This window comes from candidate division KSB1 bacterium, assembly GCA_034506255.1.
GTDB lineage: Bacteria > Zhuqueibacterota > Zhuqueibacteria > Zhuqueibacterales > Zhuqueibacteraceae > Coneutiohabitans > Coneutiohabitans thermophilus.
This window is the reverse complement of sequence record JAPDPX010000009.1, coordinates 300,723-311,537: the sequence shown is the minus strand read 5'-3', so window position 1 is coordinate 311,537 and position 10,815 is coordinate 300,723. Positions and strand designations below refer to the sequence as shown.

At 61.4% G+C, this 10,815-nt stretch carries 11 protein-coding genes; 10 read left to right on the top strand and 1 reads right to left on the bottom strand.

Annotated elements, in window-relative coordinates:
* The 9 genes from ONB52_19075 to ONB52_19035 all read left to right on the top strand — a co-directional run.
* Positions 1–319, top strand: a 319-nt coding sequence (locus tag ONB52_19075) for a hypothetical protein (protein MDZ7418233.1), incomplete at its 5' end; no start/stop codon positions are given.
* An 84-nt stretch (positions 320–403) separates the two neighbouring features.
* Positions 404–1,621, top strand: a complete 1,218-nt coding sequence (locus tag ONB52_19070) for a tetratricopeptide repeat protein (protein ID MDZ7418232.1) — start codon at positions 404–406, stop codon at positions 1,619–1,621.
* 31 nt (positions 1,622–1,652) lie between these two features.
* Positions 1,653–2,954, top strand: a complete 1,302-nt coding sequence (locus ONB52_19065; protein ID MDZ7418231.1) for a serine hydroxymethyltransferase — start codon at positions 1,653–1,655, stop codon at positions 2,952–2,954.
* Between the two features lie 8 nt (positions 2,955–2,962).
* The gene (nrdR, locus tag ONB52_19060; protein MDZ7418230.1) at positions 2,963–3,418 is read left to right on the top strand and encodes a transcriptional regulator NrdR; all 456 of its coding nucleotides are present in this window, start codon (positions 2,963–2,965) and stop codon (positions 3,416–3,418) included.
* Position 3,419: 1 nt separating this feature from the next.
* Positions 3,420–4,256: a twin-arginine translocase subunit TatC gene (gene tatC / locus ONB52_19055; protein ID MDZ7418229.1), complete on the top strand. Its 837-nt coding sequence runs from the start codon at positions 3,420–3,422 to the stop codon at positions 4,254–4,256.
* 263 nt (positions 4,257–4,519) lie between these two features.
* Positions 4,520–5,074, top strand: coding sequence for a dCTP deaminase (dcd, locus tag ONB52_19050; protein MDZ7418228.1), 555 nt, complete (start codon positions 4,520–4,522; stop codon positions 5,072–5,074).
* Positions 5,075–5,079: 5 nt separating this feature from the next.
* Positions 5,080–5,913: a PHP domain-containing protein gene (locus ONB52_19045; protein MDZ7418227.1), complete on the top strand. Its 834-nt coding sequence runs from the start codon at positions 5,080–5,082 to the stop codon at positions 5,911–5,913.
* A complete protein-coding gene (locus ONB52_19040) occupies positions 5,901–6,563 on the top strand; it encodes an MBL fold metallo-hydrolase (GenBank protein ID MDZ7418226.1) in 663 nt (220 codons plus the stop codon). The genes ONB52_19045 and ONB52_19040 overlap by 13 nt, the downstream gene beginning before the upstream one ends.
* 94 nt (positions 6,564–6,657) lie before the next feature.
* The gene (locus ONB52_19035; GenBank protein MDZ7418225.1) at positions 6,658–7,317 is read left to right on the top strand and encodes an HD domain-containing protein; all 660 of its coding nucleotides are present in this window, start codon (positions 6,658–6,660) and stop codon (positions 7,315–7,317) included.
* Positions 7,318–7,631: 314 nt separating this feature from the next.
* On the opposite strand, the gene ONB52_19030 is transcribed toward ONB52_19035, so the two are convergent.
* A complete protein-coding gene (locus tag ONB52_19030) occupies positions 7,632–9,164 on the bottom strand; it encodes a solute carrier family 23 protein (GenBank protein MDZ7418224.1) in 1,533 nt (510 codons plus the stop codon).
* Between the two features lie 586 nt (positions 9,165–9,750).
* Here ONB52_19030 and ONB52_19025 point away from each other — a divergent pair.
* Positions 9,751–10,797 (top strand): 3-isopropylmalate dehydrogenase, encoded by a 1,047-nt coding sequence (locus ONB52_19025; GenBank protein ID MDZ7418223.1) that lies wholly within the window; start codon positions 9,751–9,753, stop codon positions 10,795–10,797.
* The last annotated feature ends 18 nt before the right edge of the window (positions 10,798–10,815 follow it).

Sequence of the window (10,815 nt, the reverse complement as noted above, 5' to 3'; positions counted from 1 at the left end):
AGGGCCGTTATCTGAATTGCCATTCGGTTGCCATTTCCGGCTGGTCGCCACAAAAGTGCGCGCTAAAAAAAGTTCGAAAATACCTCTTGCTTCGGCAAGCTTCAAGATGGGTTCACCGGGTGGATACAGACAAAAAACCAATGCAACGCCGCAGAAAGACAGAGACGCAAAGCATTTTTCTGCGGCAATTGCCGAACACAAGGCACATCACCACAAAAACCAACAGATTTTCCCTGGTATTTGTGGCGGGTTCTGCGCTGCGTCTCCGGGCGTAGCCGAGGCATTACCAAACCGGCCGACCTTTTGCTTGCATCTTTAGGCCGTTTTTATTAACATCAGCGTCAATTCGATGTGGGTGCCGCCACATGCCTGCGGGGAGATGTCACGGTCGAGACGATTTCTGATGAGCAGCCGCCGTTGCGGTATTCGCAAACCCTCTCTCCCCTTTGTTGCTGCCATCATGCTGTTCCAGCTCTGGCTGATGCTGGTGCCGCATGCGGCCCCGTGCCAGCCGGCCGGCCATGCGGCATTGGAAAAAAGCTGGAGCCGGGGCTGGGATCATTATCAGCACCGGCGCTATGCCGAAGCTCTGCCACACTTTTGGCAGGTGGCGAGGCACGACAGCATGCGCCGTTTCGACAAAGTTTTCAACTACCTGGGACAGGCCTATTTCAAGCTCGGCCAGATCGACAGCGCGCGGCAGGTTTATGCGCTGGGCGTGGCACGCTTTCCCGCGGATGACAATCTGCGACGCAACCTGGCGTTTCTGCACAGCAGCCAGGGTGACTACGCGGCGGCGATCACACAATATCGCGAGCTGCAGCACCGCGGGCAGGCCACAGTCGAAGACCTGCGCAAACTGGCGGGACTGTACCGCCGCAGCGGGCAGCCGCAGGAGGCCATAGCGCTGTTGGAAACGCTGGTGACAGCCAATCCCGCCGATGACGAGGCCCGGCGCCAGCTCGAGGAGCTGTATCAAGCCGGCGGCGAGACGGAAAAATGGCTGGCCAGTTTGGAGCACACGCTCGACCGCCAGCCGGGGGATACTCTTACACTGTTGCGGCTGGCCGTGGCGCGCCTGGACCGCCGTGAATACCAGGCCGCCCGCGTGCTGCTCGAGCGCTATCTTGCCCATGCGCCCCGCACCGCGAAGGCGATGAGTCTGATGGGCGAGGCGCAGAGAAATCTGGGACAATTCGAACAGGCGCTCGCCAGCTTCACCCAGGCACGGGCGCTGGCGGGAGATGATCCCGCGCTGCTGGTGCAGATGGCAGCCTGCCGCAATGGTTTGCGGCAATTCGCGGCCGCGCGTGCCCTTGTGCAACAGGCGCTGCAACACCGGCCGGGCTATGGCAGCGCGCTGCTCATGCTCGGCGAAATTTATGAAACCTGTGCGCGCACGTGCGTGCGCGCCAGCGGCCGGCTGACATTTGACGACAAGCTGGTTTTTCAACTCGCTTATGAGGCCTATGCCAGGGCGCAACAGGATGCCGCAACGCGCACGGAGGCGAAACAACGGATGGCAGCGCTCGCCGCGCTGCTGCCCGGCAATGACGATTACTTCATGAACAAGAATCATAGCCAGGCAAGCGGGCCGTGCTATGCATGGCTCCACCACTAAGCGGCCGCGCAGCCGCCAAAGGAGATCGTTCGTGCAGCATCTCAGCAAGATCGACCCGGAGGTTCATCGTGCGGTGCTCGATGAGATCAACCGGCAGAATGAGACACTGGAGTTGATCGCCTCGGAAAATCACTGCAGTCTCGCGGTGCTGGAGGCGCTCGGCCAGCCGATGACGAACAAATATGCCGAGGGCTATCCAGGCAAGCGTTACTATGGCGGCTGCGAATACGTCGACCGCGTCGAGGAACTGGCACGCGAGCGCGCCTGCCGTTTGTTCGGCGCGGAATACGCCAACGTCCAGCCGCACTCCGGCAGCCAGGCCAACCTCGCCACCTACTTCACGTTTCTGAAGCCGGGCGACACGATTTTGGGGATGAATCTGGCACATGGCGGCCATCTCACCCACGGCAGCCCGGTGAACTTCTCGGGCAAAATTTTCAACGTGGTCTTCTACGGCGTGGAGGAAACAACGCAGCGCGTCGACATGAACCGCGTGCGCGATTTGGCGCGCCAGCACAAGCCGCAATTGATCGTTGCCGGCGCCAGCGCCTATTCGCGCCAGTTCGAGTATGATGTTTTTCGCGAAATCGCCGACGAAGTGGGTGCCAAGCTGGTGGCGGACATCGCGCATCCCGCCGGCCTGATCGCCACCCGGCTGCTGGAGAGCCCGCTGCCCCATTGCCACGCGGTGACCACCACCACACACAAAACCCTGCGCGGCCCGCGCGGCGGCATGATTTTGATCGGCAAGGATGAAGAGAACGACCTCGGCCTGACCACGCCCAAGGGCCGCAGGAAAAAGTGGTCGGAACTGATCGATTCCGCCGTCTTCCCGGGTTTTCAAGGCGGGCCGCTGATGCATGTCATCGCCGCCAAAGCGGTGGCCTTCAAGGAGGCGCTGCAAATCGAATTTTTGGAATATTCCCGCCAGGTGATCGCCAACGCCCAGGCCATGTGCAAAAAGCTGATGGATCTGGGCTATGATATCGTTTCGGGCGGCACCGACACCCATCTCTTTCTGGTCGACTTGCGCAACCGCGACCTCACCGGCAAAGATGCCGAGGCCGCGCTGGAAAAAGCCGGCATCACGGTGAACAAGAACATGGTGCCCGGCGATCCGCAGCCGCCGACGGTGACCAGCGGCATTCGCATCGGCACCCCGGCGCTCACCACGCGCGGCATGAAGGAAAATGAAATGCGCGAGGTCGCTTTTCTGATCGACAAAGTGCTTTCCGATATTCGGAACGAGACGACGATTGCCCGGGTACGGGAGCAAGTTCTCGACTTGAGCCATCGTTTCCCCCTGTACGCAGAGTTAACCTCGAGCGAATAGGTCGAACCATGCGTTGTCCCTACTGCCATCACGAGGACAGTCGCGTCATCGATTCGCGCACCAGCAACGAGGGTCGCGTCGTGCGACGCCGGCGCGAGTGTCTCTCCTGCCAAAAACGCTACACCACCAAGGAGTACATCGAGGAGACGCCGCTCATCGTCGTGAAGGGCGACGGCCGGCGGGAACCCTTCAACCGGGAGAAAATCCTGCACGGCATCCAGATCGCCTGCAGCAAGCGGCCGGTCTCGATGGAGACCATCAACCAGTGCGTCGATGAAATCGAATCGCGCCTGCGCGACGGCAACCATGAGGAGATCAGCTCGCGGCTGATCGGCCAACTGGTGATGGAAAAGCTGCGCAAGATCGACGAAGTGGCCTACGTGCGCTTTGCCTCGGTGTATCGCAAGTTTCAAGCGAAAGAGGAATTTCTCGAAGAGCTCAAGGGCCTCGAGATCTTTGCCTGAAATGGAAGCCCCCTCCAACACGGTGAAGCGGCCGCGCCGGTACACCGACGAACGGGAAATGCCATTTCTTGATCATTTGGAAGAATTGCGCCGGCGCATTTTTTACTCGCTGCTGTTCGTCGTGCTGGCCACCATCGCCAGCCTGTTTTTCATCGACGAGATCTTCGCGTTTCTGGTGGCCCCTTACAATGACGCCCTCCGCCTGGCGGTCGAAAAACAGCCTGCCGGCGCGGCCGAACCGTCGCGGCTGGTGTTTTTCACACCCACCGGCGGCTTCATGATCTACGTCAAACTGGCGGCCACCGCCGGCCTGCTCTTCAGCCTGCCGTTCGTCTTCCACCAGCTCTGGTTGTTCGTGGCCCCCGGCCTGCTGGAGCAGGAGAAACGCTTCGTGCCCGCCCTGGTGTTTTTTACCGTGCTGTGCTTCGGGTTGGGCGCCGCTTTTTGCTACTTCATCGTGCTCAAATTCGGCCTGGGATTCCTGCTCAGTTTTCAGTCCGCGGACCTCATGCCGATGATTTCGATCGAGGAATACTTCGGCTTCGTCACGACGTTGATTTTCCTCACCGGCATTCTCTTTGAAATGCCGGTGATTGCCTTTTTGCTCACCCGCATCGGCCTTTTGACCCCGGCATTTTTGCGGCAAAAACGGCCGTACAGCATCATCGTCATTTTTGTCGTGGCCGCGGTCATCACACCCACGGTGGATGCCTTTACCCTGATCCTGGTCGCCGTGCCGCTGCTGGGGCTTTATGAAATCAGCATCTGGATCTCCCGGCTCGCCCTGCCGGCGGCGGTCAGAAAAGCCCTGCGCGAAGCCGAAGCCAGCACCTCCTGAGTCGATCAGGCGCCCGCCACCGGCGCGCCACGCCTGTGCACCTGTAATGCCCCTGGTTATGTGCGGGGACGAAGCGTAAACATCTTGTCTGCAGGCGGGAAGGCCTGCGCGACTCCAAGCGTCACCGCGGGATTGCCGCAGGTCCTGTGTCCGGTCCGCGAAGGGCGAAGGCCGCGCCCGTGGGGCTTTGCGACCATCACCTTTTGCAACCTGCAACGAACGCGCCTGCCTGTGCGGGCCCAAACGACTCCGAGGGAGCTGGCATGAGCATCAAATCCGATCGCTGGATTCGCAAAATGGCGCTCGAGCACAGAATGATCGAGCCCTTCGAAGACCGGGGCCTCCGGCCGCGGGTGATTTCCTACGGCCTGTCCTCCTATGGCTATGACGTCCGCATCGCCGACGAATTCAAAATCTTCACCAACGTCTTTGGCGCGATGGTGGACCCCAAGGCCTTCGATCCCAAGTCGTTCGTGGATTATCGCGGCGAGGTCTGCGTGATTGCGCCCAACAGCTTTGCGCTCGGCCGCACGATCGAATATTTTCGCGTGCCGCGCAACGTCATGACCATCTGCGTCGGGAAATCGACATACGCCCGCTGCGGCATCATCACCAACGTCACGCCGCTGGAGCCCGGATGGGAAGGCTACATCACCCTGGAAATCTCCAACACCACGCCCCTGCCCGCCAAGATTTACGCCAATGAGGGGATTGCGCAGATTCTGTTCTTCGAAAGCGACGAGGAGTGTGAAGTCTCCTATGCGGACAAGGCCGGGAAATATCAGGGACAGAGCGGTGTCACGCTGCCCAGGGTTTGACCGGCATGTATGACTTGCACACCCACACCAGCCGCTCCGACGGCCAGCACACACCGGAGGAGCTGGTCCTGCTCGCAGCGCAGAGAAACCTGCAGGGGCTGGGCATCACCGATCATGATGAAATCGGCGGCATCGAACGCGCGCTGGCGCAGGCCGCGCGCACCGGCCTGGAGATCATCCCGGGCGTCGAGCTGAGCACCAGCCATCGCGGCTACGACGTGCACATTCTGGGCTATTTCATCGACTACCGCGACCGCGGCCTGCTGCACTTTCTGCACACGCTCCAGGAGCAACGCCGGCGCCGGGCCTCGCGCATCGTCGAGAAGCTCAATCGCCTGGGCGTGGCCATGTCATTCGAGGCGGTTTTGCAGGAAGCCGGCGAGGGCTGCATCGGCCGGCCGCACGTGGCCAATGCGCTCGTGCGTGAAGGCTATGTCACCACTTTTCAGGACGCCTTCAATCACTATCTCGCGGAAGACAAGCCCGCCTTCGTGCCCAAGCCCGAGCTGGCACCGGCGGCGGGCATCGCCATCATCCACCAGGCCGGCGGCCTGGCGGGTCTGGCCCACCCCGGCCAAAATCTCACGACGGAAATCGTGCTGGAAATCATCAAGATCGGGGTGGATGCCATCGAAACCATTCACCCCAAACACAGCAGCGAACGCCAGCGCTTTTTTCAGGAGCTGGCGGAGAAATTCGGTCTGCTGCAAACCGGTGGCTCGGATTTTCACGGGGGTGCCCGGGGCCTGGAGAAGCTCGGGCACTACTCGGTTTCGCGTGAACAGGTCGACCGCCTGCGTGCATTGGTTGAGGAGCGCAGAAAAATATGGCAGCCTTGAAATGGCACCGCATCACCGTGGGCCCGTTCGCGATGAATGCCTATGTGCTGTGGGATGAGCCAACGCGCGCGGGCATACTGATCGACCCGGGCGATGAAATCGACCGCATCGCCGAGGTGGTCGCGGCGCATGCCGTGCAGTTGCAGCGCATCGTGCTCACCCACGCGCATCTCGATCACGTCCTGCATTGTCGCAGCGCACAGGAGCGCTTCCAGCTCCCGGTCTATTTGCATCGCGAAGATCTGCCGCTGCTGCAAAACATGGGGCGGCAGGCGGCGATGCTGGGCTTCCCTCTCGGCCAGATTCCCCCGCCGCAAGTGGCGGGCTTTCTCGCCGAGGGCGACACCCTGCTGATCGGCCGGGAGCAATTGCAGGTTCGCCATGGCCCGGGGCATTCTCCCGGCAGCCTGCTGCTGATCGGTGAAAAACTGGCGGTGGTCGGGGATGTTCTGTTTCGCGGTTCGATCGGGCGAACCGACCTGCCGGGCGGGTCTTATGAAACTTTGATGAAGACGATTACGGAAAAGCTGCTGGTGCTGGAGGACGGGGTGGTGGTGCTGCCGGGCCACGGCGGGGAGACGACGATCGGATTCGAACGGCGCCACAATCCCTTCCTGCAGCCGGGCAGCGGGCTTTTTGATATTGAGTGACCGGCCCGGCGCGTCCGGGCCGCCGGCATGGCGTCTGCGGACATCAGGAACCCGGGGCGGCCAGGCCGTTCATCCTGCCCTGAGGAGCAACAACATGATTACTTTGAACGACGTCAAAGCGGACGCTTTGGTCGACGCCTACATCGCACGCGCCGACGAGTATCTCGAGGTTATCGGCTATACCGAACACGGCCGCCGGCATTGCGGCATGGTGGCGCGCAATGCGCGCAAGATTCTGCTCGATCTAGGACACTCCGAGCGCGAAGCCGAGCTGTCGGCAATCGCCGGCTACCTGCACGACATTGGCAACGTTTTCAACCGCGTCAATCATCCCTTCACCGGCGCCATGCTGGCGCACACCCTGCTGCTGCAGATGGGCATGGACCCCATGGAGATCACGCAAATCGTGGCGGCGATCGGCAACCATGATGAAGTCAGTTGCGAGCCCATCAATGCCGTGGCTTCCGGCCTGATCATTGCCGACAAGTCTGACGTCCACCGCTCGCGCGTGCGCAATCCCGAAATGATCAAATTCGACATTCACGACCGGGTGAACTACGCAGTGGAGAAAAGCAGCCTGGTGGTGGATGCCAAACAGCGCATCATCCGGCTGGAATTGTCGCTCGACACCAAAATCTCGCCGGTGGCGGAATATTTCGAAATCTTTCTCTCCCGCATGTTGTTTTGCCGCAAAGCCGCAAAGTTTCTCGGCTGCCAGTTCAATCTGGTGGCCAACGGCACCGACCTGCTTTAGCGCCGATGGCGCGGGGGGCCCCTCGTCTTCGGTCTTGTGAACCATTCGTGGCAGGTTGGCACGATTGCCGGGCGGAGAAGGTGAGACGGTTGCTTGTTTTCCCGGGCGTGGCGAAGCCATGCCGCATGGGGGAAACCGTGGGTTGGCATGAGCAACCGACTTTTCCGACATTTGCCAAACGCGCCGGGGCAACGAGTCAGAAGGGGCCGGCACGATTTGGGTTGTCAACTCACGACACATGGCCAGCCCGATGACATCCGGGCAGGGCCGTTGCTCTTTGCGAACGCCAGCGTGCGGCCGTTGATGTGGTCCCACTAAAATTCCCCTCCTTCCACCTTCTTCACCTTGAACAGCTCGCACAAGCCGAGCAGAATCGTCAACAACAAATAACCCAGAGCCGGCGGGGAGAGGGAAAAACCGAGCGTGGGCGCGTGAATCAGTCCGAAGAGGGCCAGCAGGAACGCCAGCCCGCTGAACAGCATGGCGGAGCGCAATTTGCCATCGATCAGGAAAGCCACAATCGCGCCCCACAAGAGTCCTGTGAGAATCGCGCCCTGTGACAGCATCGCATAGCCTTGCAGGTGCACGCCCTGGCGCTCGGCAAGACGGGCGAGCAGTTCCGCGGTGGCGGCATTGGGGCCGCGCAACTCCAGAATCGTGCCCTGCAGTTGTTTGTTGAGCAGATCGGCGATGTGCGGGATCAGGGCGAAGGCAACGGCCACGCCATGGCCCACGGGCGTGGCCCGAAACGCCTGCTGTGCGATCACGATGCCGACGAACACCAACAGGGGCGCGACGCTGGCTTCCGGAATGAGATGGCGCAGAAAGGCAATCACGCCGGTCATGCCGGCAAAAAAGAAAACCACACCCACCAGCAGGGCATAACTGGTGCGTGCGCCCAGCCGTTTATAGGCGGGATGGCCGATGTAAACCGTGGTGGGGAAGGGTGAACCGAACACCGCGCCCAGCGTCGTGCCGAGGCCGTCGATCACCTGGCAGGCCGCCGTCGGATAATCATCCCCGGCGGCCTTCGCGCTTTCCACATTGTTCATGGTCTCGATGAAATTGTAGATCTCGAGGGGAAGCACCACGGCGAGAATTTCCGGCCGGTGCCAGAGCGCCTGCAAACCGAGATACAAGTCCTCCAGTACGGGTACAGGGAAATGCCAGGCAGTGGCTTCCCAGTGTAACTCCGCCTTGCCGGTGACCAGGGCCATCGCAACGCCCAGGATGATCGCCACCAGACCGGCGGGCAGCCCGAAGGGCAGGCGGTAGAATCCGATCAAGCCGAGCAGGATGATGACCAATGCCGGCAGGCCGACTGTGGGGTTTTCGAAAATCAGGGCGCAAGGCACGGCGGCAATCCAGACCAGCGCAATACCGGCGAGCGTACCGAGCATGCCGGCACGCGGAGTGAGGCGGCGGAGTGCCGGGCCAACCAGCGCGCCACTCATCTCCACCAGGCCGCCGATGAAGCCCGCCGCCAGACCGACGCGATACGCCAGCAGGGCATCCGAAGTGCTGAAGTACACCGGGCCGATCACGGCAAAGAGATAGACAAACATCACCGGGGTGGAAATACCATAGGGCAGGGCCGTGACCGTCTCGCGCTGTTCGCGGGCGGCGAGGCGCAGGGCAAGATGAACATAACACAGCAGGCCGAACAGCAGCGCGACCCCCAGGCCGGGCAGAATCCGGCCGAACACCACCTCATGATCGAATTTGAAAATGCCGATGAGGACACCGGAAAGGATGACCATGTTGGCGAGGTTGTCGGCGAACAGTGCCCAGAAGCCGTTCCAATCGCCGCTGTGCCAGCGCAGGCGGGAGAATACCGGATTTCGCATGAGCTTGTCCCAGGCTGTGCTCTGGCGCACATCATTTGTGGAACCCGAGCCGTGCCGCAGCCTGCCAGAGCGTGAAGGTGGCGGCAGCCATCAATGTCAGCCGGTTGGTGAAAGATAATCGCAAAAGAAGTAATTTGGAACTTGAATTTTACATGGCGGGCCTTGCCGACAGCGCTGCCATGGCAAGCACAGACTCGACACCGGCGCCAGCAGATGCCACCTGGGCGCCCGGTCTGGGCAGTGGCCTGCGGGCCACTCATGCGTTGAGCCGGGTTGCAAGCCTTTCACACACAGGGGAGCGGCACCGGCTTGACATTCTCAAGCGCGTTCTTATATTGCACCCGCAGCTTGCCGGAAACAGCGGTTGAACCGGGACGCCATTGCCAACCTGCTGTCCTGCATGCCCAAAGTCATCGCCGCGGAAATTCCGGTTGCGTTTTTCTTTCCCGCGGTGGCAGCCATTGTCGATCCGGCGGGTGCCTCCAGCCTTGCTTTTTCCCGCGCCCGGCTCGATGGCGAGCGTCCCGCCCTGCGACGGGAATTTGAAGCAGACTGCCTGCGTTTTCATATCAGGGAAGGAATTGCCATGCAGAAAATAGCAATCATCGCCGGCGACGGCATCGGCGTCGACGTTACTCAGGAGGCGGTGAAGGTGCTGCGGCGCGTGAACGAAACTTTCCGCCTCGGCCTGGAGCTGGTGGAATTCGCATTCGGGGCGGATTATTTCCTGAAGACGGGTGTGGGCCTGCCGCCCGGCCAGATGGAGGAGTTTCGCAACAATTACGCAGCGATCTATCTCGGCGCCCTGGGCGATCCGCGCATTCCCGACATGCGCCACGGCCGGGAGATTTTGCTCGCCATGCGTTTCGAGCTGGACCTTTACATCAACCTGCGGCCGGTGCAGCTCCTGCACGAACGCTTGTGCCCGCTGAAGGGCAAAACCGTGAAGGATGTCAACTTTGTGGTGTTGCGCGAGAATACCGAGGGGCCGTATGTGGGCGCCGGCGGCATTCTCAAAAAAGGCACGCCGGATGAGGTGGCAACCCAGGAGTCGATTCACACGCGCAAAGGCGTCGAGCGCATCATCCGCGCCGCCTTCGAGTATGCGCGCACACACGGCCGCAGGCGCGTGACCATGAGCGACAAGTCCAACGTCTTGCGCTATGGCCACGATCTCTGGCAGCGCGTGTTTGCCGAGGTGGGCGCCGAGTATCCCGACATCGAGCAGGACCACTACTTTGTCGATGCGCTGGTGATGAAAATGGTGAAATCGCCGGAGGCCTTTCAGGTCATCGTCACGGAAAATATGCTGGGCGACATCATCACCGATCTGGGCGCGATGCTGCAGGGTGGTTTGGGCATGGCCGGCTCCGCGAATATTCATCCCGGCCGGGTGTCGCTGTTCGAGCCGGTGCACGGCTCCGCGCCCTACCTGGCGGGCCAGAACAAGGCCAACCCCATCGCGGCGATCACCACGGTTGCCATGATGCTCGATTATCTTGGCCATGCCGCGGCCGCAGCGGCGGTGCAGCGCGCGGTGCAGCGCGCCGTGGAGGAAAACCAGGTGACGGCCGACATCGGCGGCAGGCTCGGCACCCGCGAATGCGGCGATTTCATCGCGGCGCAGTTGTGATGCCGGGCGGCGCCCGGC

Bases quoted from the DNA above. Each gene is read 5' to 3' on its own strand.
- ONB52_19070 (MDZ7418232.1), top strand. From the start codon at position 404: ATGAGCAGCCGCCGTTGCGGTATTCGCAAACCCTCTCTCCCCTTTGTT.
- nrdR (MDZ7418230.1), top strand. From the start codon at position 2,963: ATGCGTTGTCCCTACTGCCATCACGAGGACAGTCGCGTCATCGATTCG.
- tatC (MDZ7418229.1), top strand. From the start codon at position 3,420: ATGGAAGCCCCCTCCAACACGGTGAAGCGGCCGCGCCGGTACACCGAC.
- dcd (MDZ7418228.1), top strand. From the start codon at position 4,520: ATGAGCATCAAATCCGATCGCTGGATTCGCAAAATGGCGCTCGAGCAC.
- ONB52_19045 (MDZ7418227.1), top strand. From the start codon at position 5,080: ATGTATGACTTGCACACCCACACCAGCCGCTCCGACGGCCAGCACACA.
- ONB52_19040 (MDZ7418226.1), top strand. From the start codon at position 5,901: ATGGCAGCCTTGAAATGGCACCGCATCACCGTGGGCCCGTTCGCGATG.
- ONB52_19035 (MDZ7418225.1), top strand. From the start codon at position 6,658: ATGATTACTTTGAACGACGTCAAAGCGGACGCTTTGGTCGACGCCTAC.
- ONB52_19030 (MDZ7418224.1), bottom strand. From the start codon at position 9,164: ATGCGAAATCCGGTATTCTCCCGCCTGCGCTGGCACAGCGGCGATTGG.
- ONB52_19025 (MDZ7418223.1), top strand. From the start codon at position 9,751: ATGCAGAAAATAGCAATCATCGCCGGCGACGGCATCGGCGTCGACGTT.